Source organism: Haloarchaeobius salinus (assembly GCF_024464185.1).
GTDB classification, from domain to species: Archaea; Halobacteriota; Halobacteria; order Halobacteriales; family Natrialbaceae; genus Haloarchaeobius; species Haloarchaeobius salinus.
In genome coordinates this window covers 897,565-916,764 of sequence record NZ_JANHAU010000002.1, presented here as the reverse complement: position 1 = coordinate 916,764, position 19,200 = coordinate 897,565, and the positions used below count along the sequence as shown (strand labels likewise).

Below are 19,200 nucleotides of genomic sequence, written 5' to 3'. Positions count from 1 at the left end.
GTATCACCACACCCTCACCACCAGCACGCACTGGACGTCGCACCGGCTGCCGGAGACGAGTATGACCCTCGTCGTCGACGCTGCCGGCGTCTGTGAGCGATACTCGTCCCCAGCCACTGTCCGGTTCCCGTTCACCTGCAGTACGGTCCTGCCGCCACCCTCCTGAACGTTCATCACGGTGACGTTGATGTCCGCCGACGCTCGCAGGCCGAAGTACTCCTGCAGGTCCTCCTCGGTCGGGTTCGACTGGATGAACGCATCGAGCTCGGTCGCGTTCAGCGTCCGCGGCTCGCCGTCCACCGTGAAGTCGCTGATCATCGTCCCCGCCACGCGGTCGGACTTGGCCGTGATGTCGTCCCCGACCGGCGAGCCGAACGGGCTCAGGAGCGTCGGCAGGAAGCCGAAGGTGAATCCGACCGTCAGCAGGAAGACGCTGATGCCGACCGCGAAATCCTGCGTGGTCTGTCCCCGGTCCGAGCCGCGCTGGAGCGTGTTTCCCGTCGTCTTCATCGTTCTCATGCCACCGCCGCCCACACGACGAGTGCGATCGTCATCAGCACGAGGACGAACTTCAGCCCGCTCAGGATGTCGGCATCGCGGATGTAGCCCGCGATGAGCCCGGACAGCAGGGCCTGCATCGTCACTGCGTGGAAGAACAGCAGCGAGAGCCGGCCGGTGTTGACCGCGCCACCGAGGCTGGGCCCACCGGAGGTTCCACCGCCACTGCCGCTGGCGTCGTTCAGCCCGGTCAGCACGTCGAGGAACTGCGTCTTCAGGATGGCCATGACCGCGAGCAGGGTGAGGTACGTCATCAGGATGATGACGACCTGCATCCGGGTGCGTGACTTGCGCTCGCGCTCGATGTCGTCCTGGTTCTCCGACGCCTGTGCGGCCGTCGTCAGCACGTCCGTGATCTGGCTGGAGGCCTCCTGTGCCTTCGAGATGAGCTTCACCGTCCGCGCCATCCGCGGGATGTGGTACTTGTTGTTGAACTCGACGAGGGCGTGCTTGAGGCTCATCCCGTAGTTGACCTTCGCGTGCATCGTCTCGAACTCCGTCGCCATCTTCCCGCTCGTCGTCTCGGAGACGGTCCGGAGCGATTCGAGCAGGGTCTGTCCGGTGTCGTTCGCACTCGACAGCTTCCGCAGGTTGTCGGAGATGCTGTTCGTGATGACGCTCCGCGACCGGACGTTCCACTCGCGGAACACCGCCAGCGGCAGGACGACGATGTAGGTCGGCATGTAGATGTACATGAACGTCCCCCAGACCGGCTGGTCGATCATCCCGTCCCAGGATGTCGGGACCGCACCCGAGACCATCGCGACGACCGTGATGACGAGTACCAGCGGAATCGTCAGCGCCAGCGTGTACAGCGGGTTGTCCCGGAAGAAGATGTGCGGGGCCTTGAGCACCTGCATCGTCTCGTAGGTCCCCTCCTTGTTCTTGATGCGGTCGAACATCGCGAACTCTCCCGTGTACTCCTCGACGAGGCCGAGGTTCAGCAGACCAGCACCCTGCTGGACCGAGAGCCGGTCGTCGGCGTCGGCCGGGTCGAGGTAGCCATCGCCGGGCTCGTCCTGCTTGACCGTCGAGACGAGCACGAGGAAGCCCGCGCCCGTCATCGGGATGAGTCCGTACACCGTCGCGTACAGCATCATCGGGTCCGCCTCGCCCAGCATCCGCATGATGACCAGGATGATGATGAGCAGGAGCGGGAACAGCGAGAGCGTCATGTACATCTCGCCGAACAGCTCCAGCGTCTCCAGGGTCATCTCCTGTTGCTGCTTGGCGGTCCGCATGTGCTTGTCCTTCTTGTCCTTCAGGAAGTTCTCCATGTCACCGCCGGAGTTGACGATGGAGAGCATGTCGGTGAGGAACTGCGCCACCTCGTCGCTCGGCGTCTCCATCGCCTGATTGCGGATCGCCGTCCGGTAGTCCGTATCGAAGTACTCGGTCTCCTGCACGATGGACTGGAACTCCTTGGCCACCTCGCCGTAGGTGTCCTCGGCCTTCGCCATCGCCTCGAGGATCTCGAGCTGGTTCAGGCCGCCGACGGAGAGCGCGTACATGAACGACACCGCGTCCGTCAGCAGCATGTTTATCTCGCGTTTCCGCGCCGACGCCCGCGAGTACGGCACCGCGACGAGGGCACCGAACCCCATCGCGAACCCGATGGAGCCGAGGAACAGCCCCGTCACGATGACGAGCGCCGGTACCTTGATGGCGTTGATGATGTCGACGAGTGTCGCGTTCGGAATGCTCGCCCCGAGGATGTTGTCCGTCGGCACGATACCCGTCATGAACAGCAGGTACCCGATGGCGGTCCCGAGCGTCCACAGCGCCGCCCCCGAGAGCACCCCGATACCGAGCGACCGGGAGAGGTACATCTCGACGGTGTCGGCCATCCGGGCCTGCGCGAGCTTCGTCTCGACGTCCGCCACGAAGTCGGAGTTCTCGTCGAACAGCCGCTCGTACAGCGGGTAGAACATGTCCCCGAGCGAGTCCGTGGAGGCGTCGAACCCGCTGCTCTCACCGGTGTCGGTGCGGGTCTGGAGGCTCATTCCGCATCACCGTCGTCGCCTTCCTCCTCCCCGTCGTCGCCGAAGACGCTGTCCTCGCCGTCCGTGCCACCGGTCGCATCGTCCGCGGCACCGAAGATGCTGTCGTCGTCCTCGCTGTCGTCGAACATCCCATCGGCGTCCTCCTCGCTCTCCTCGAGGGCGGAGCCGAACATCCCACCGTCGTCCTCTGCCTCGTCCTCGTCGCTGCCACTGAAGATACCGCCGCTCTCGTCCCCGAAGATGGAGTCTACCTCCTCGTCGTCCTCCTCGAAGAACTGCTCGTCCTCGCCGCCGAAGAACGCCTCCTCGTCGTCGATGGGGGCGTCTTCGGGTTCGCTCGCCGGATCGGCGGCCGCCTCCCCGGAGTCGTCGGCGACAGCTGCCGTGTCGGCGTCGCCAACCTCCTCCGCGGCTGGGTCCGTCGCGTCCTCGACCGACGCGTCGGGCGCGTCGGCCTCGGATGCCGCCGGCTCGGCCGCCGCGTCGTCCTGTACGCCAGCGTCGAACATCGACTCGCCTCCCGAATCGTCGGCGTCCGAGAAAATAGGCCCGTCGTCGCCGTCGTCGAACGTCGACCCGTCGTCCGTACCGCCGGCCGTCGGCTCCTCCTGGCCCTCGTCGAGCGCCGGGAACTCCGCGCTCACGTCGCTCGCACCCTCCTCGAGTTCGAGCGTCTCGCCGTCGGCATCGTCGGTGGTCGACGCGTCGGCGACCGGCACCTCGCCGTCCACCCCGTCGTCGGTCGCGTCCTCGTCCGCGGCACTCGTTCCCGCCTCGAGCTCCGGCGTGCCCGCCGGTGCCGGTTCGGTGCCGCCGCCCGCTTCAGCGTCGGCTCCCGCCTCGGCGGTGTCGTCCGAACTCGCACCGAAGCCGGCGTCCTCACCGAAGTCGAAGCCGTCGCCCTCGTCGTTCAGCCAGGACGGGCCGTCCTCGACCTCCTCGTCCGTGCCGGAGAACGAGAAGTCCTCGCCGTCGTCGTCCCCGAGGTCGAACGGGTCGTCGTCGCTGCCGACGGAGTCGCCGAAGTCGAAGTCGCCGTCGCCCGGTTCGGCCTCGATCTCGTCGGCCTCCTCTTCCATCCCGGAGCCGGAGATGGCGGACTCGATGCCGAGGCCGCTGAGCTCCTTGTCGCGGTACTCCTCGAACAGCGACTCCTCGGCGCGCTCGAGGATGTCCTGGGCGAGGTTGTACGTCTCGTCGTCGGGGTCCGGTCGGGGGACGAGCTCCTCGTCCTCCGGGTCGACGTCGATGTAGACGGACTCCATCTCGCGCAGGTCGTCGAGGCTCTCCTCCAGCTGCCCGTTCGCGATGAGCGCGAGGATGGTCTCGGGGTCGTTGACGAACGCCTGCACCGTCGCGGCGACCTCGACGTACTTGCTGAGCCCGTTCTTGATGAGGTAGGCGAGGATCACCCGGCGCTGGAACAGCTCGTTCTCCAGGCGCTCGCGGTTCCAGCCGCGGTCGAACTCGATCTCCTCGAGCGTGTTCGACTCGCCCATCTTCAGGAACTCGTCCGTCTCGGCCTGCCACTGGTAGACGTCCTGGACGTTGATCTCGTCGTTCTCGGCGTCGTAGTGGTTGATCTCGGTGATGTTGCGGTTCCGACGGACCTTGTTGCCGCTGACACGCGTCTGGGTCTGGATGGACACCAGGTCCAGCGCGGTGAACATCGTCTTCGAGACGTTGATGGGGTCCGTGGTGAACCGCTTCAGGACCTCGCCCACGGAGTCAGCGTGGAACGTGGTGTACGTGGTGTGGCCGGTCGACATGACCTGGAACAGCGTCCGACCCTCCTCGCCACGGATCTCACCCATGACGATGTAGTCGGGGCGCTGACGGAGTGCGGCCTCCAGCAGGTCGAACTCGTCGACGTCACCCTGGCTGTCCTCGCTGAACGACGGACGGGTGACGCTGGCGATCCAGTTCCGCTGGGGCAGCTCGACCTCGCGCGTGTCCTCGATGGAGACGATCTTCGAGTTCGAGGGGATGAACAGCGAGATGGCGTTCAGGCTCGTCGTCTTCCCGGACGCGGTACCGCCGGCGAAGATGAGGGACTTGTGGTTCTCGATGCAGAGCCAGAGGAACGCCATCTCGTCGAGCGAGAACGTGTTCCAGTTGATGAGGTCGATGGGGGTGAACGGGACGTCGTTGAACTGACGGATGGTGTAGTTCGTCCCGTGGTCGGACACCTCGCGTCCGAGCGTGAGCTGGGCACGCGAACCGTCCGGCAACGTCGCGTCGACCTGCGGTCGCCGCTTCGAGATGCCCTTGCCCGAGCGCTGGGCCAGCTTGACGACGAAGTCGTCCAGCTCGTGGTGGCCGTGGAAGATGTTGGAGATGATCTGCTCGTAGCCGCTGTGGTAGACGAACACGGGCGAGTTGTGCCCGTTACAGGAGATGTCCTCCACGTTGATGTCGTGTTTGATGGGGTCGATGCGCTCGTAGCCGATGAAGTTCCGTTTCAGCAGGTAGAGCAGCTTCTCGACCTGGTACTCGTTGAGCGTGTCGGCGTTCTCCGCGACCACGGCGGGCTCCGGACGTGCCCTGATACCGTCGAGTTCCTCGGCTGTCGGTTCGTCTCCGTCGACGGTGTCGACGCTCTCGCTCTCGTCAGCGGTGTCGAACATCTCGCGGATCTGCTGGACGATACCGCCCGCACCGCCGGACGAGCCACGCCCGCGTGTCTTCCCCGAGAACAGATCGTACCGCTTCAGCAGCCGCTTCGTCTCGCGGTCGATGACCGCCCGCCGGGCGTCCTCGTCGCCTTCGACGGTGACCTCGTCGTCGGAGTACTTGATGGCGGTCCGGAGCTTGCCGGACATGAACTCCTGGAGGTCGTCCTCGATCTCGTTCATGTGCGGCTCGATGGCGTAGTACTTCTTCTCGTTCTCCTTCTCGGAGTGGAAGATGATGACGAACGCGTACGGCTTGTTCACCCAGTAGCGCTCCTCCTCGCGGAAGTGGAGTTTCTTCTCGTCCGGAACCGCCTTCTCGAGGTCGTACCGGTTGACGACCGTCGTGTTGCCAGCCTCGGTCGAGAAGAACTCGTCCTCGTCCTCGTGCGTGACGTTCACGGTGCGCTCCTCGACGAGGTCGTCGAGCTCCTGTGCGAAGTCGTCGGCCTGACTCAGGACGCCCTCGGTGTCCTCGACGTCGAAGCCGAGGTACTCCTCCTCGTCGAACGCTACCTTCTCGCCGGCCGAGTCGGTCGGGATGGAGCCGTCCTCCTCGTAGTGGTACTCCCACTTGAAGTGCTCCCACGTCCACTCGTCCTTGACGACTGGAGTGGTCTCGGGGTCGCAGTACGCGGCGAACTCCTGCCAGAGCCACTTGCCGTTCGCGCCCGCGTGGTCGGTTATCTTCTCGGCGAGTTCGTCCGGGTGGTAGCCCAGGTACACCTCGGGGTCGAACTCGACCTCGTCCCACGCAGACCCGTGCGGTGCCGTCGCCACTTCGCCCTCGCTGTTGCCCAGTCCGAGTCGCTCCGAGTCCTCCGTCGTCTGTCGGTTGACGCCAGCGTACAGCGTCGAGACTTCGTCCTCGTACCCGAATTCCTGCATGAAGTCCCGCCACGTGTACTCGCCCACTCTGGTGTCCGAGCCCTCGACCGGACCTTCAGGGGGGCCGTCACCCGACGTGGAGGCCGATTCATCAGTCCCCTCGAACTGATCCGCCTCGGAACCGTCGGCGTCGTTAACAGCCATTGACTACCCCTTTTCCTACGCGAGCAAAAAACCTTCCACCGGTTATCAGATTTGAAATCCAGGCCGCCATCTAGTCAGAATCGTTAGTTATTCTCGGATTACCCCGCCGCCTGATTGCGGTTATCGGTCAGCCTCGGTAGCTACGTATCTACTTATTTTCCAAGTAACCTGAATAATATCAAACCCCACTGGTGCGCATACGCGGCCGAATGGACAGAATTAAGTGTCGGTTTTGGCGGGCCCCTCGCTCATCAAACCGTTATACGCGGCCGTGTCGGACGACCACATCGTGTTCCCACGCGCACTCGCGGGTCGCGTGCAACCGCGAACGAAGCTGCCTACTCCTCGACACGATCCGACACCCCGTGCTGTCGCACGTGGAACCCACACCCCCGGCAGACCCGCCTCTCGTGGACGAGGTGGGCTCCCGCTCGCGACCAGAGCGAGCGAAAGGTCGACACGCCCGGCGACTGAGCGAAACGGAGCCAGCGGGCGTGGCGGGATTCGAACCCGCGATCTGAAGGTTAGGAACCGTCCGCCCTATCCACTAGGCCACACGCCCTCGATATCTCGTCAGCGAAAAAAGCCGGTCAGTTCGAGTCGGACTCGGTCTCCGTCTCGGTTTCGGACTCCGTATCGATCGGGTCCGGTTCGACCGTCGCGTCCGAGGCGCTGGAGCCGGTGCTGCTGGAGCCGGAGCTGCTGGAGCCAGCGTCTACCGACGCGCCATCGCGAATCTCTTCGAGTTCCTGTTCGACCTCTTCTCGCCCCTTCTGGAATTCACCCATCGCCTCACCGGTGGAGCGTGCGATCTTCGGAATCTTGTTGGCTCCGAAGAGGAGCACGACCACGAGGAAGATGAGCACGACTTCGGGAGCGCCCAGTCCGCCGACGAACAGCGGTGTGGTTGCAAGTGCCATCTCTACGCGATGCTTGCCCGGTGGTAATTATAACCTTTTTGCTCGACCCATATGTGAAACTGAGGTGAAGTTGGTAACCGAACGGCGCTTTTCGGTCCACTCCCGAGTGCCGTCGATAGTTGACTGAGGCGGCGACGCACCCGATTTCGCGGTACCGATGGCGAACGGCGGCGTCGAACAGGTCACCCTCTCCGAACGGGCAGCTCCCGTCGTCCCGCGTTCTTCGCCGGAGCGTTCACGAGCGTCTGCACGGACGAACTGTGTACGTTCCGCGACCGGCTCTCGAACCGCGAAGATGTCGGCGCGACCGTCCTTCGGCGTATCGGTCGACCTGCCGTTCGCGAGGCCACCACGGCTGCCGCGTCCGGTCCAGTCGAGGCCGGCGACGACTGAGCGCACCCTGCTCCTTTTGTACTCGGGGAGACGAGTGAGACGGTATGAGTGACACCGAAGACGGCCAGTCTGCGGGCCGTATCTACCGCCCCGGCGAGCCCCACGCCTTCCCCGATGACCGACTGAACGACGTGCTCGACTTCGTCGAGAACGACCCCGAGATCACGACCTACCTCGAGGCCCAGAACGTCAACGCCGTCGACCGGAAGGGGTACAACGACCACGGCTCGAAGCACATCTCCATCGTCCGCCACCGGGCGCTCTGTCTCTACGACCTGCTCAAGCAGGCGGGCATCGAGTTCAACGGCGCGAGCCAGCAGGGCCTCGAGGAAGCCGACGAACCGGTCATCATCGCACTCGCGGCGACGCTGCACGACATCGGCCACGTCGTCCACCGCGACTCGCACTCCTACTACTCCATCCCGCTGGCGGCCGACGAGCTGGACCGCATCCTCCCCGAGTTCTACACGAAACCCGACGCCGTACGCGTGAAGGGCGAGGTGCTGCACGCCATCCTCTGCCACCACACCGAGGAACAGCCCCTGACCCGCGAGGCGGGCGTCGTCCGCATCGCCGACGCGCTCGACATGGAGCGCGGTCGCTCGCGTATCCCGTACAAGAAGGGCGGACGCGGCATCGACACCCTCTCCAGTCAGGCCATCCGGAACGTCTCGCTGCAGACCGGCGACGACTACCCCGTGCTCGTCGAGATCGAGATGACGAGCGCGGCCGGCGTCTACCAGGTCGACAACCTACTGAAGGCGAAGCTCCGCGACTCGATGCTCGAGGAACAGGTCCGCATCGTCGCCGTCCAGGCCGACGAGACCGACGAGCTCGTCGAGCGCATCGAACTCTGAAGGGGCAATCGCTGCCGCGAGGAACGGGTTTTTGCGCGGAATCGTTCCGGTTCGAGACAGTGAGCGCGGCGACGACCGGCGGGTCCATCGGCCTGCGCAGGAACCGGGCGTTCCTCGGGCTCGCCGGTTGTCGACGCGTGACCGATCGCCGTCGCCGACCCCGCGACCCGACAGCGAGCGCGGCGTTCATGTGTCCCCCTCCGCTAGACCCGGTATGGCACGTGACGACGACCGCGAGTGGCCCGACCCGCCGGGTGTCGGCGAGGACCGGAGCCGGAACTGGGGACGGCTGCGGTTCAGACTCGCCAGCTCGGCGGTCGTGGCGGCCGTGCTCGTCGTCGTCTTCTGGGGATACATCACCGGCTTCCTGCTCGAAGCCATCTGGCCGCCACAGGAGCCACTGACCCGCTGGGCGACGCTCGTCCTGCTGCAGGTCGGTGGCTTCCTCATCCTCCCGCTGCTGGTGGGTGGGCTCGTCGGTGATGTGCTCTACGACAGGCTGCACTGAAGAACCGAAACAGAGCCAAAGGAAAAGCCGAAACCCGGACGCTGCCGCCTCAACCGAGGATGTAGCGGAGCGACGGGTACTTCTCGACGAGGGGTTCGCCACCGAGCTCGTACCGCTCGATGTAGGTGTCCAGGCCGAGGATGCGGCCCGCACCGAACGCCGCGATGGCCAGGAACACGAGCATGTAGGCGAAGTCGCCGTTGATGACGCCGTGTTCGACGCTCCAGTTCCCGAAGTAGAACATGAGCATCATGAGCGCGCCGAAGAACGCCGCGAGGCGGGTCAGCGCACCGACGAGGAGCCCGAGGCCGATGAGGACCTCACCCCACGGGACGGCGACGTTCACGAAGTCCATGAACATGGGGGAGGCCGCCATGGCCGCGAACATGCCCTCGAGCGGGTTGCCGTTCGCCGCCGCGACGTTCTCAATGTACCCGTTCGCCGTCCACCCGCCGGCTGCGACCTTGTCCCAGCCGGCGTAGAGGAACGCGTACCCCATCATCAGCCGGAGTGCGAGCACGAACCACGCGCTCAGGCTGTGTGCCTTGCCCTTGACGGTGATGCCACCGAGTTTGCTCTCGAACGTGTTCGCGCCGGCCGATAGTTGGTTGGTTGCCATTGTTCTTTCCTCCTACACTCATACAGATGTTCGGACAGGACGTATATACAGGCTGTAGTTCCCGATTCACGAGAACGTGACACCGCGGCGACTCCGGGGCGAGATCGTGCGCATGCGGTAGCACGACCCTATCCGGAATGGAACGGCTTTTGGTCGCGGACGAGAGACCACTGAGGTTGCCATGAACGCCACGCAGGTCGTCCTCGCCACGCTCACCGGCTTCACGGTCGGTGCGCTGTTCAAGTTCGTCGAGATCCCCATCCCCGCCCCGCCGAACCTCGCGGGCATCATGGGTATCGTCGGTATCTTCCTCGGCTTCCAGGTGATGTCGGAGCTCGGGGTGACCATCGACGACCTGTTCACCGCGCTCGGGCTGTGAGGGCGGCCAGGGACTCCCCGTGGTCGAACGTCGTCGTGTGTCTGGAAGTAGTTATTTTACGCCAGCCGTCGTACGGTGAGCCATGTCACGCGGTCGACCCCCCTCTGCGGCCCGCAGCAGGCCGGAGTCCATGCCGCGCGCCAGGCTCGTCGGGCTCGTCGTCCTCGCCCTCCTCATCCTCCTGGTGATGTTGTACATGCCGACGCCGGAGGCCGCCGGCATCCTCCCGTAGCCGGCGAACTGGTGGGGTGCAGTCGACAGCAAAAACCCGCCGGCCGAACTGCGGCCCTCAGTAGGACCGTTCCTTCGGCTCGTACGTCTTGTTCTCGCCCTCGAGGATGGTCGGGCGGTAGAAGATGGTCGGGTCGCCGTCGTTCCAGCCGACGAGCGTGTGCTTCAGCCACTCGTCGTCCTTGCGCTCCTGGTGCTCCGCGCGCCAGTGCGCGCCACGGAACTCCGTGCGCACGAGCGCGCCGAGCGTGATGGTCTCGGCGACGTCGATGAGGTTGCGCGTCTCGATGGTCTGCTGGAGGTCCGTGTTGAACGTCCGCGACGGGTCGTCGACGTAGACGTCCTGGTAGGCCTCGCGAATCTCGCGGATGTCACGGAGTGCCTGCTTCAGGCCCTCCTCCTCGCGGAAGACGTTGACGTTCTGCGTCATCGTCTTCTGGAGGTCCGCGCGGATCTGGGAGTGCTGGACGCCCTCGTCGCGCTCCATCAGCGTGGAGACGCGCTCGCGCTGGGCCTCGACCTCCCGCTCGACGACCGCGTCGGCGTCGGCCGCGACCGCACCGCCGTCGGCCGCGACTCCGCCCGAGGGGCCGGTGTCCATGCCGACCTCGCCGGGCTGGTACGGCAGTTCGGTCTCGTCGTACTCGATGTCGCCGCGCTCGCCCGTCTCGATCTGGGCCTCGCCGAGGTCGCCGCCGGCGGCGTGCTTGCCGGCCCGGGCGCCGAAGACGATGAGTTCGGGCAGGGCGTTGCCGCCGAGGCGGTTCGCGCCGTGGACCGAGACGCAGGCCGTCTCGCCGGCCGCGTAGAGCCCGTCGATGCAGGTGTGGCCGTTCTCGTCGGTCTCGATGCCGCCCATCTCGTAGTGCTGGCCGGGCTTGACCGGCATCGGCTCCTTCAGCCCGTCGACGCCCTCGAAGTCCTCCGCGAGGTGGAGGATGTTCTCCAGGCGGTCGACGATGCGCTCCTCGCCGAGGTGGCGCATGTCGAGCATGACGTACTCGTCCTCGAAGCCGCGTCCCGCGTTGACCTCGGTGAGCTCCGCGCGCGAGACCACGTCACGGGAGGCGAGCTCGCCGTCGTTGTTCGCGTAGCCGTGCTCGAACATGAACCGCTCGCCGTCGGCGTTGTAGAGGATGCCACCCTCGCCGCGGACGCCCTCGGAGATGAGCACGCCCGTGCTCGGCAGCGTCGTCGGGTGGAACTGGACGAACTCCATGTCCTCCATCGGGACGCCGGCACGGTAGGCCATCGCGTAGCCGTCGCCGGTGCAGGCGACCGCGTTGGTCGTGTGGTCGAACGCCTGTCCCGGACCGCCGGTCGCGAGGATGACCCCGTCGTTGGCCTTGAAGCCGGCAATCTCGCCGGACTGGACGTCGTAGGCGACGATGCCGTGACAGGAGCGCTCCTCGGGCGTCTCCTCGTCGGTGACGGCGAGGTCCATCACGTACCACTCGTCGTACACCTGGATGCCCCGCTTGACGACCTGCTCGTACATCGTATGCAGCAGGTGGTGTCCGGTCTCGGCACCGGCGTAGGTGGTGCGCGGGAACGAGAGCCCGCCGAACGGGCGCTGGGAGACGCGACCGTCCTCCTCGCGGGAGAACGGCATGCCCCAGTGCTCAATCTGGAAGACCTCCTCGGGGGCGTCCTGCGCCAGCGTCTCGATGGCGGGGGCGTCGCCGAGGTAGTCCGACCCCTTCATCGTGTCGTAGGCGTGGAGTTCCCAGTCGTCGCCCTCGCGCAGTGCCGCGTTGATGCCACCCTCTGCCGCGCCTGTATGGCTACGGACGGGGTGGAGTTTCGTGACGATAGCCACGTCCGCTCCTTCTTCCTGGGCCGCGATGGCGGCGCGGAGTCCCGCGCCACCGCCACCGACCACGATGACGTCGTGTTCGTACATTGTTGATTACCAGAACTTGAGGTTGTTCTTGACCGCCTCGCGCTTGAGCTCCTGGATGTGCTCGGTGAGGGGGATGTCCTTCGGGCAGACCTCCGTACAGGAGAACTGGGTCTGACAGCGCCAGACGCCGTGTTCCTGTTCGAGGATGCGGAGTCGGTGCTCCTTCAGCTCCTCCTCGTCCTCGCGCTCGTCCATGTAGAACCGGTACGCCTTGTTGATGGCCGCCGGTCCGAGGTACTCGTTGTCGCCCGCAGCGATGTTGCACGAGGACATGCAGGCACCACACCAGATGCAGCGCGTGGACATCTTGATCTTCTCCCGGTTCTCCCGGCTCTGTCGCTGCTCTTCCTTGGGTACGTCCTCCGACTGGAAGTACGGCTCGACCGCGTGCATCTGGTCGTAGAAGTGCTCCATGTCCACGACGAGGTCCTTCACCACGTCCTGATGCGGGAGCGGCTCGATGCGGACCGGTTCGGCCATCTCCGAGAGCTGGGTCTTGCAGCAGAGGCGCTGTCTGCCGTTGACGAACATCGCGTCGGAGCCACAGACCGCCTGCCGGCAGGAGTGTCTGAACGTCAGCGACGCGTCGTAGTGGTCACGCGCGTACATCAGCGCGTCGAGGACGGTCATCCCCTTCGTGTACGGGACGTAGAAGTCGTCGAAGCGGGGCTCCTGTTTGTCCTCGACCTCGGGGTCGTACCGGAACACCTTGAGGTGGACCGACTCCTCGGCCGCCCGCAGCTCCTGTTCGGCCTTCTTCTGTGCGTCGCGGTACTCACGCTTGGCCGCCTTCTCCGTCATCCGGCGCTCCTGGTGGGACTCGCCGGCCGGTTCCGTCTCGGTTTCGGTCTCGGTCTCGGTCTCTGGAACTTGCGTACTCATGCTAAGAACCCGTTCATGTACAGCGCGACTCTCGTCCCCTGTGCGACGAGCAGCAGACCGGCGAGCCCGAGGATGGCCTTGACGGCCGTCTTGGGCGTGCCGGAGATACCCTGGTTGACCAGCGCGTTGTAGACGCCGTTGACCCCGTGGAACGTCGCCGTCACGAGGAACAGCCACATCGTCGCGAAGTAGCCGACGTCCTGCATCCGCGTCTCCGTGCCCATGAGCGTGATCTCGAACGCGTGGTGGTAGAAGTGGAGCAGGAAGAAGTGGAACGCCAGGACGACGACGAGGAACGCCGCCGTCACGCGCTGGAGGAGCCACATGCGTCCGCCGCGCTCGAAGGAGGTGGGTGCGCCCGCAGACATCTCAGGCACCCCCGATTCCCGCCATGAACGTCGGCACGCTCGCGACGATGATCGCGCCGGTCAGCACGAGCGACGCGTAGAACGTCTTGTCCTGTGACTCCAGCCCGATTCCCAGGTCCACCAGCAGCAGGCGGATGCCGTTCAGGATGTGGAAGACGGCGACCGCGAGCAGCCCGACCTCGAGCAGTCGGACGACGAACGTGCTCTCGAGCAGTGTCAGCGTGTTCGTGTACACGTCGACCTGCTGGCCCGCGCTGTTCGTCACCGTCTCGCCCTGCTGTGCCGAAATCGCCGTACTCAACACGGCGATGTGGGTGAACAGGTACCCGATGAGAACCCATCCAGTGAACTTGTGGAATATCCACGCCCACATGCCGGCCGAGAACTCCTTCCAGCGACTGAAGTCCTCGACGAGGCCACGATTGTAAGACTGACTCATACTCTCTGTCCGAGGGTTGGACCGTGGGGGTATAGAAGTTACTTCTTTCGCGGCCCCTGCCGGAATCGCGGTCGACCGAACGTCTTCGGTCGCGGGACCGATGGGTCGTGTTCAGGACCGGCCGGCCGGTGGCGACTGTTCGCGCTCGACGGCGCGCAGTGTCTTCGTGTCGAGTTCGACGAGGTGACAGAGGGGGTTCCCCGGGTAGACGACCGGGTTCTCCAGCACGCCGACGAGGACGCCGGTGAACGGTGCCTCGACGACCGTGTTGTCGGTCTTGAACGGACTGGTGATGGTACAGATGCGGTCGCCCTCGTGGACGAGCGAGCCGCACTCGTAGTGCATGTCGACCATCCCACCGACGTCCGCCCGGAGCCACGTCTTCTCGTCGTTCTCCTGGATGACGGTGCGCCAGCCCGGCCAGCGGACCGCCTCCGTGTCGAGCATCCCGTACTCCGCGAGGACGCTCATCACGCCGTCGAGCGCGTTGTCGATGAACTCGCGCTGGAAGCGGTGTGCCTCGCCCATCTCGACGGTAATCGTCGGTGTCCCGGCCTCCGAGGCCTCCCGGCGAAGCGAGCCGCTGGGACCCTCGCTCGAGATGATGACGTTCGAGGCGAACGCGCGTGCGACCCGGTTCGCGCCACTGTGGTCGGTGTCGGCGCGCACGTGGAGCATGTTCGTTCGGCCGCGCGTCGAGGTGTGCAGGTCGATGCCGAAGTCACAGGGCTCGACGAAGTTCGTGAAGATCCGGTGCGCCATCCGCTTCGCGCTCGTCGACTCCTCGTGCCCGGGGAACGACCGGTTCAGGTCGCGGTCGTAGATGGGGAGGTAGCGCTGCTGGGCGAGGAAGCCGGGAACGTTGAGCACGGGCATGCAGACGAGACAGCCGTGGAGGTCGTCCAGCGGCCACTCGTGGGCGACCTCGCGGACCACCTCGATGCCGTTGAGCTCGTCGCCGTGGGCCGCCGCGGAGAGGAACCCGGTCGGTCCGGGGTGCTCGCCGTTGAGGATCGTGACCGGGATGCGGACCGGGTCGCCGAGATACGTCTCGCTGATGCCGTACCTGATGTTCGCGGTCTCCCCGGGGTCGACGCGCCCACCGTTGTACGTGAAGGGCTCGTTGTCCCCCGAGGGAACCGTGTCCGATGCCATACCTCACCTGCATCGCCCACGGCATAAGAGTGTGTGCGTCGCCGCCGCCAGGACGGACGAATCCCCGAGTGTAGGCCCTCTACGCGGAAAACTATGGACGGGCGCACCACTGCGGCGTGAAAGTGGACGAACGACCACACGACCGGCAGGTTTGCGGAGTATTATGTCAGTTCCGTCCCAAGGAGTACGTATGCAGATCCGGGATGCAACCGCCGACGACTTCGAGGCGCTGCGGGCGGTCGCAGCGGCGTCGCTCCACGACTCCTACCACCACATGCTCGACCCGAAGACCATCGACGTGGCGCTGGAGGAGTGGTACGCCGCGGACCTGCTCGCCGAGCAGCTCGAGGACGACGACGCCGTCCTCCTCGTCGCCGAGGACGACACCGGTATCGTCGCCTTCTCCCAGAGCGAGATCGTGGGGAAGACCCCGTCCGACGGCCGGATACTCTGGCTCCACGTCCACCCGGACCATCGGGGCCACGGCTACGGCTCGCGGCTGCTGACCGAGACGAAGGCGGCGCTCGTCGAACACGGCGCACAGCGGATCTCCGGTGCGGTGCTGGACGGGAACCGGCGCGGCAACGAGTTCTACGAGGCCCACGCCTTCGGGCGCGCCGGCGACCGGACCGTCACCGTCGCCGACGAGACGCTGACGGAGAACATCTTCGTCGCGACCGAGGAGGAGCACGTCGAGTGGGAGGCGCTCGACGAGGTCACCGTCGACGACGCGACCGCGTACGTGAACTACGCCGAGGTCCACCGCGGCACGGAGGGACAGTTCTACGAGGCGTACGTCGACCCCGAGCGTGAGCGACGCTACGGCCTGTTCTGTGGCGCGTGCAACTCCTTCGACACGGCGATGGGGCCGATGGAGGAGGTCGTCTGCAACAGCTGCGGGAACCGCCGGAAGGCGACCCGCTGGGACGCTGCCTACCTCTGAGTCCGTACTTCCCGTGTGTAACCGCCACAGGGCCGCTCCGAACTGGCAATGTTTTTGATGCGGGGTCGAGTTATTCCGCTATGGGTACATCTTCTCCCGTGACGGTGGGGGTCCTCAGTCTCCACAGCAGCAAGGAATCGAAGGCGATCTGCAACGCGGTCGAGGAACTGGGGCACGACCCCGAGTGGCTCCGCACGGAGAACACCTCGGTACGTGTCGGCCCCGACGGTGCCACCCTCAAACCCGACGTCGACATCGTCGCGAACCGGATGCTGCTCTCGAACACCGAACAGCCCTGTGAGGAGCTCGGGCTGGCGAACACGCTCGCCACGCTGCGTCCGATGCTGAACGAGCCGTCGGCGACGCTCCGGGCGACCCACAAGATCGCGTCCGCTGCGGCGCTCGCGGACAACGGTATCCAGGTCCCCGAGGCGCTGCTGGCGCTCGACACCGACGAGCTGAACGCCCACCGCGACGAGTTCGGCGAGGAGGCCGTCTACAAGACCGCCATCGGGACCCACGGCGGCGGCACCTGGAAGGTCGGCCAGGGCGACCCGGTCAATGCGAAGGTCGGCAACCGGTACGCGTTCCTCCAGAAGCTCATCGAACGCGACGGCGAGCGTCACCGCGACATCCGCGTCTACGTCGTCGGCGAAAAGGTCGTCGGCGCGATGTACCGCTACGCGCCGGACAACGACTGGCGGACGAACGTCGCCCTCGGCGGCGACGTGGAGAACGCGACGGACAACCTGCCCACGGAGGTCAAGAAGATCGCGAAGCGGGCCACCTCGGTCGTCGGGCTCGACTACGCGGGCGTGGACATCGTCGAGGGCGACGACGGCTGGTTCGTCCTCGAGGTCAACCCCACGGCCGGCTTCAAGGGTCTGTACAAGGCGACCGAGCGGTCGCCTGCACCGCACATCGCGAAGCTCGCCATCGAGGAGGCAGGCGGTGAGGTCGACGACGAGCGCGTTCGCGAGCTGTCCGCGACGCTCGACGACTCGATGCCGGCGTGTGCGCCCATCAAGTCGAAGACGACGAGCGACGGGCCGCTCGTCGTCGGCTACACCGAGGAGGTCGTCGTCTCCGGGACCTCCGGCTCGAAGACGGTCGTCGCGAAGTCCGACACCGGCGCGACGCGGACGAGCATCGACACCAGGCTGGCGGCCGACGTCGGTGCCGGCCCAATCAAGTCGGTGATGCGCGTGAAGTCCGGCAGCCTGAAGCAGGGCAAGTCCCGGCCGGTCGTCGACCTCGTGGTCGGCGTCGGTGGCCGGCAGCACACCGTCACCGCGAGCGTCGAGGACCGCTCGCACATGGACTACCCCATCCTCCTCGGCCGCGACATCCTCGGGAACTACCAGGTGGACGTGTCGAAGCGCGTCGACGCCGGGAGCGACAGCGAGGACCGCGAGGAAGAGGAGGAGACGCTGGAGTAGCTACCGGTCGAGTTCCTCACCGACGGGCGGCAGGCTGAGTTCTTCGCCGTAGGTCTGTGCGATACCGGTCACGGTGACCGCGAGCGCGAGCGCCGCCGCGACACCGAGGCCCGGACCGACGGTGATCGGTCCGATGCCGCTCGCGAGGACACCGGTGACGCCGAGGCCGCCGATGCCGATGCCGAGGTAGTACCGCCCCCATCGGTGCGAGTCGCCCTCGTCGTCGCCGTCGTCGGTCCCGACGTCCAGATACACCGCCAGTCCGTCGCAGTCGTCGCCGAGACGGAGCGCGCCCTGCGAGGAGTCGTACTCGACGAGTCCCAGGTCGTCGAGCTTCGGTAGGTGGGTCTGGTGGAGCGCGATGTACACACGTTTCCGCTCGTCGGAGGTCACCTGCTCGGTCGGTTTGCCGGTCTCGTGCGCGGCGATGTGACGGGCGACCTCCCCCTTCGTGGTCTTCCCGTCCTCCTGTCGAAGTAGATACCGCAACGTCTCCCGGCGTCGGTCGTTCGAGAGCGCCTCGAACAGCTCCCCCTTCGACGGTCCTCCCCCCTCCGGTGGTCGATTCGTGTCGGTCGTGGTGGTCTCTGTCGTGGTTGCCATGGTTCCCCATTCCCTGACAGGCAGGAATGACACTTGCCGAAGTAGTGGCCACCACACTTAATACTGCGGCTTCACGGAAGGGCTCACCGATTCAACCGATATCGGCTTCGTAAAGCACCCTGGGCAGACATAACCAATGGAGCTGCAGGAATGGTCAGAATCATTCGATGGGGCAGCGACACGCGGGCTCACGTCGGCCTCCAGGTGGGTTCAGACGACCGCCCCGACGAGCCAGAGTACGCCCATTCCGACCGCGATGGTCGCGAGCACGTTCTCGGTGCGCCAGGCGACGCCCGCCGCGACGACCGCCGCGACGACCTTCGCGGGTTCGGCGACGAGCGACAGGCTGGTGTCGAGCGCGACGACCGCCGGCACCACGAGCGCGGCGAGCACCGCCGCCGGGACCAGTTCGAGGGTCCGCTCGACGCGGGTCGGGACGTCGTCGACCCGGCCGAACAGCAGGATGAACGAGAGCCGGAGCGCGAGCGTGAGGACACCCACGGCGAGCACGATACCCCACAGCGTCGTCGCGTCGTAGCTCATCGCTCGCCCTCCGTGTCCTCGTCCGGTTCGTCGCCCGGCCAGTCCGTGAACGTGTCGACGAGCACCCCGACCGTCAGGCCGGTCAGTGCGGCGGCCACGAGCCCGAGGTCGAGCGGGAGCGCGGCCGCCGGGATGGCGACCCCGCCGGCGACCACACCGACGAGCCCGCTGAGCCGGTCCTTCAGCGACGGGACGAGCAGCGCGAGGAACGTCAACGGTACCGCGAACTCGAGCGAGAGTCCGGGTGGGACGCTGCCGCCGATGACGACCCCGACGGCCGTCGAGACGACCCAGACCCCCCACAGGGCGAACGCCGCGCCGAGGTAGTACCAGCGCCGCCGCCCGATACCGGGCTCGTCGTCGCGGAACTCCGTGACGGCGACGGCGTAGGACTGGTCGGTCAGCGCGTACGCCGAGAGCCACTTCCACGGCGGCGAGAAGTCCCGGAAGTACGGCGCGATGGACGCGCTGTACATCAGGTAGCGGAGGTTGACGACGGCCGCGGTCGCCACGACGACGGCGACGGGAGCGCGGTCACCGACGAGTTCGATGAGCGCGAGCTGGGACGCACCGGCGAACACGACGACCGACATCGCGACCGTCTGCACCGCGTCGAACCCGACGTCGATCGCGCTGATACCGGTGATGAGCCCGAACGGGACGACGCCCAGCATGAACGGGCCGATTGCGCGCGCTCCCGCTGCCGCATCGCTCCGGGCGCTCACTCGCGAGTCACCTCGTCGCCACGACGGA

18 protein-coding genes, 1 tRNA gene and 1 pseudogene are annotated in these 19,200 nt (G+C 66.0%); 6 read left to right on the top strand and 14 right to left on the bottom strand.

Going from position 1 to position 19,200, the window contains the following annotated elements; translation table 11 throughout:
* Positions 1-3: 3 nt before the first annotated feature.
* The 5 genes from NO345_RS11280 to tatA form a co-directional block, all read right to left on the bottom strand.
* Positions 4-510: a DUF7287 family protein gene (locus NO345_RS11280; RefSeq protein ID WP_256299262.1), complete on the bottom strand. Its 507-nt coding sequence runs from the start codon at positions 508-510 to the stop codon at positions 4-6.
* Positions 511-515: 5 nt separating this feature from the next.
* Positions 516-2,561 carry a type II secretion system F family protein gene (locus NO345_RS11275; protein ID WP_256299260.1) on the bottom strand — a complete coding sequence of 682 codons (2,046 nt, stop codon included), beginning with the start codon at positions 2,559-2,561 and terminating at the stop codon, positions 516-518.
* The gene (locus NO345_RS19830) at positions 2,558-6,265 is read right to left on the bottom strand and encodes an ATPase, T2SS/T4P/T4SS family (protein ID WP_368407868.1); all 3,708 of its coding nucleotides are present in this window, start codon (positions 6,263-6,265) and stop codon (positions 2,558-2,560) included. The genes NO345_RS11275 and NO345_RS19830 overlap by 4 nt, the downstream gene beginning before the upstream one ends.
* Before the next feature lie 489 nt (positions 6,266-6,754).
* Positions 6,755-6,827 (bottom strand) — tRNA-Arg (locus NO345_RS11265).
* Positions 6,828-6,855: 28 nt separating this feature from the next.
* Positions 6,856-7,185 (bottom strand): twin-arginine translocase TatA/TatE family subunit, encoded by a 330-nt coding sequence (gene tatA / locus NO345_RS11260; RefSeq protein WP_256299258.1) that lies wholly within the window; start codon positions 7,183-7,185, stop codon positions 6,856-6,858.
* A gap of 157 nt (positions 7,186-7,342) precedes the next feature.
* On the opposite strand from tatA, the pseudogene NO345_RS19825 reads away from it, so the two are divergent.
* The 3 genes and pseudogenes from NO345_RS19825 to NO345_RS11250 all read left to right on the top strand — a co-directional run.
* Positions 7,343-7,525, top strand: a pseudogene (locus NO345_RS19825) (redoxin domain-containing protein); the annotation flags it as partial.
* Between the two features lie 97 nt (positions 7,526-7,622).
* Positions 7,623-8,435 (top strand): HD domain-containing protein, encoded by an 813-nt coding sequence (locus NO345_RS11255; RefSeq protein WP_256299256.1) that lies wholly within the window; start codon positions 7,623-7,625, stop codon positions 8,433-8,435.
* A gap of 214 nt (positions 8,436-8,649) precedes the next feature.
* Positions 8,650-8,943, top strand: a complete 294-nt coding sequence (locus tag NO345_RS11250) for a hypothetical protein (RefSeq protein ID WP_256299254.1) — start codon at positions 8,650-8,652, stop codon at positions 8,941-8,943.
* Positions 8,944-8,992: 49 nt separating this feature from the next.
* Here NO345_RS11250 and NO345_RS11245 read toward each other — a convergent pair whose 3' ends face one another.
* On the bottom strand, positions 8,993-9,562 hold the full coding sequence (locus NO345_RS11245; RefSeq protein WP_256299252.1) for a DoxX family protein: 570 nt from the start codon (positions 9,560-9,562) through the stop codon (positions 8,993-8,995).
* Between the two features lie 181 nt (positions 9,563-9,743).
* On the opposite strand from NO345_RS11245, the gene NO345_RS11240 reads away from it, so the two are divergent.
* A complete protein-coding gene (locus NO345_RS11240; RefSeq protein WP_256299250.1) occupies positions 9,744-9,941 on the top strand; it encodes a XapX domain-containing protein in 198 nt (65 codons plus the stop codon).
* Between the two features lie 289 nt (positions 9,942-10,230).
* Here the strand turns inward: NO345_RS11240 and NO345_RS11235 are convergent, their stop codons facing one another.
* From NO345_RS11235 to NO345_RS11215, 5 genes are all read right to left on the bottom strand, one after another.
* Positions 10,231-12,075 carry an FAD-binding protein gene (locus tag NO345_RS11235; RefSeq protein WP_256299248.1) on the bottom strand — a complete coding sequence of 615 codons (1,845 nt, stop codon included), beginning with the start codon at positions 12,073-12,075 and terminating at the stop codon, positions 10,231-10,233.
* 6 nt (positions 12,076-12,081) lie between these two features.
* Entirely contained in the window at positions 12,082-12,957 is an 876-nt protein-coding gene (locus tag NO345_RS11230; protein WP_256299247.1) for a succinate dehydrogenase/fumarate reductase iron-sulfur subunit, read from the bottom strand.
* Complete coding sequence (locus NO345_RS11225; protein WP_256299246.1) at positions 12,954-13,325, bottom strand: succinate dehydrogenase/fumarate reductase transmembrane subunit; 372 nt, start codon at positions 13,323-13,325, stop codon at positions 12,954-12,956. The genes NO345_RS11230 and NO345_RS11225 overlap by 4 nt, the downstream gene beginning before the upstream one ends.
* 1 nt (position 13,326) lies before the next feature.
* Positions 13,327-13,764 carry a succinate dehydrogenase, cytochrome b556 subunit gene (gene sdhC, locus NO345_RS11220; RefSeq protein WP_256299244.1) on the bottom strand — a complete coding sequence of 146 codons (438 nt, stop codon included), beginning with the start codon at positions 13,762-13,764 and terminating at the stop codon, positions 13,327-13,329.
* Positions 13,765-13,875: 111 nt separating this feature from the next.
* Complete coding sequence (locus NO345_RS11215) at positions 13,876-14,919, bottom strand: succinylglutamate desuccinylase/aspartoacylase family protein (protein ID WP_256299242.1); 1,044 nt, start codon at positions 14,917-14,919, stop codon at positions 13,876-13,878.
* A gap of 190 nt (positions 14,920-15,109) precedes the next feature.
* Here NO345_RS11215 and NO345_RS11210 point away from each other — a divergent pair, with 190 nt between their 5' ends.
* Together NO345_RS11210 and NO345_RS11205 are read left to right on the top strand one after the other, a co-directional pair.
* Positions 15,110-15,862 carry a GNAT family N-acetyltransferase gene (locus NO345_RS11210; RefSeq protein WP_256299240.1) on the top strand — a complete coding sequence of 251 codons (753 nt, stop codon included), beginning with the start codon at positions 15,110-15,112 and terminating at the stop codon, positions 15,860-15,862.
* A gap of 80 nt (positions 15,863-15,942) precedes the next feature.
* Positions 15,943-17,301, top strand: a complete 1,359-nt coding sequence (locus NO345_RS11205) for a RimK family alpha-L-glutamate ligase (protein ID WP_256299238.1) — start codon at positions 15,943-15,945, stop codon at positions 17,299-17,301.
* Here NO345_RS11205 and NO345_RS11200 read toward each other — a convergent pair whose 3' ends face one another.
* The 3 genes from NO345_RS11200 to NO345_RS11190 form a co-directional block, all read right to left on the bottom strand.
* Positions 17,302-17,904, bottom strand: a complete 603-nt coding sequence (locus tag NO345_RS11200) for a DUF7344 domain-containing protein (protein WP_256299236.1) — start codon at positions 17,902-17,904, stop codon at positions 17,302-17,304.
* A gap of 210 nt (positions 17,905-18,114) precedes the next feature.
* Positions 18,115-18,447: an AzlD domain-containing protein gene (locus tag NO345_RS11195; RefSeq protein ID WP_256299234.1), complete on the bottom strand. Its 333-nt coding sequence runs from the start codon at positions 18,445-18,447 to the stop codon at positions 18,115-18,117.
* Entirely contained in the window at positions 18,444-19,121 is a 678-nt protein-coding gene (locus tag NO345_RS11190) for an AzlC family ABC transporter permease (protein WP_303646847.1), read from the bottom strand. The genes NO345_RS11195 and NO345_RS11190 overlap by 4 nt, the downstream gene beginning before the upstream one ends.
* Positions 19,122-19,200: the final 79 nt, after the last annotated feature.

Coding starts and splice junctions, on each gene's coding strand:
- NO345_RS11280 (WP_256299262.1), bottom strand. CDS start 510: ATGAAGACGACGGGAAACACGCTCCAGCGCGGCTCGGACCGGGGACAG.
- NO345_RS11275 (WP_256299260.1), bottom strand. CDS start 2,561: ATGAGCCTCCAGACCCGCACCGACACCGGTGAGAGCAGCGGGTTCGAC.
- NO345_RS19830 (WP_368407868.1), bottom strand. CDS start 6,265: ATGGCTGTTAACGACGCCGACGGTTCCGAGGCGGATCAGTTCGAGGGG.
- tatA (WP_256299258.1), bottom strand. CDS start 7,185: ATGGCACTTGCAACCACACCGCTGTTCGTCGGCGGACTGGGCGCTCCC.
- NO345_RS11255 (WP_256299256.1), top strand. CDS start 7,623: ATGAGTGACACCGAAGACGGCCAGTCTGCGGGCCGTATCTACCGCCCC.
- NO345_RS11250 (WP_256299254.1), top strand. CDS start 8,650: ATGGCACGTGACGACGACCGCGAGTGGCCCGACCCGCCGGGTGTCGGC.
- NO345_RS11245 (WP_256299252.1), bottom strand. CDS start 9,562: ATGGCAACCAACCAACTATCGGCCGGCGCGAACACGTTCGAGAGCAAA.
- NO345_RS11240 (WP_256299250.1), top strand. CDS start 9,744: ATGAACGCCACGCAGGTCGTCCTCGCCACGCTCACCGGCTTCACGGTC.
- NO345_RS11235 (WP_256299248.1), bottom strand. CDS start 12,075: ATGTACGAACACGACGTCATCGTGGTCGGTGGCGGTGGCGCGGGACTC.
- NO345_RS11230 (WP_256299247.1), bottom strand. CDS start 12,957: ATGAGTACGCAAGTTCCAGAGACCGAGACCGAGACCGAAACCGAGACG.
- NO345_RS11225 (WP_256299246.1), bottom strand. CDS start 13,325: ATGTCTGCGGGCGCACCCACCTCCTTCGAGCGCGGCGGACGCATGTGG.
- sdhC (WP_256299244.1), bottom strand. CDS start 13,764: ATGAGTCAGTCTTACAATCGTGGCCTCGTCGAGGACTTCAGTCGCTGG.
- NO345_RS11215 (WP_256299242.1), bottom strand. CDS start 14,919: ATGGCATCGGACACGGTTCCCTCGGGGGACAACGAGCCCTTCACGTAC.
- NO345_RS11210 (WP_256299240.1), top strand. CDS start 15,110: ATGCAGATCCGGGATGCAACCGCCGACGACTTCGAGGCGCTGCGGGCG.
- NO345_RS11205 (WP_256299238.1), top strand. CDS start 15,943: ATGGGTACATCTTCTCCCGTGACGGTGGGGGTCCTCAGTCTCCACAGC.
- NO345_RS11200 (WP_256299236.1), bottom strand. CDS start 17,904: ATGGCAACCACGACAGAGACCACCACGACCGACACGAATCGACCACCG.
- NO345_RS11195 (WP_256299234.1), bottom strand. CDS start 18,447: ATGAGCTACGACGCGACGACGCTGTGGGGTATCGTGCTCGCCGTGGGT.
- NO345_RS11190 (WP_303646847.1), bottom strand. CDS start 19,121: ATGCTGGGCGTCGTCCCGTTCGGGCTCATCACCGGTATCAGCGCGATC.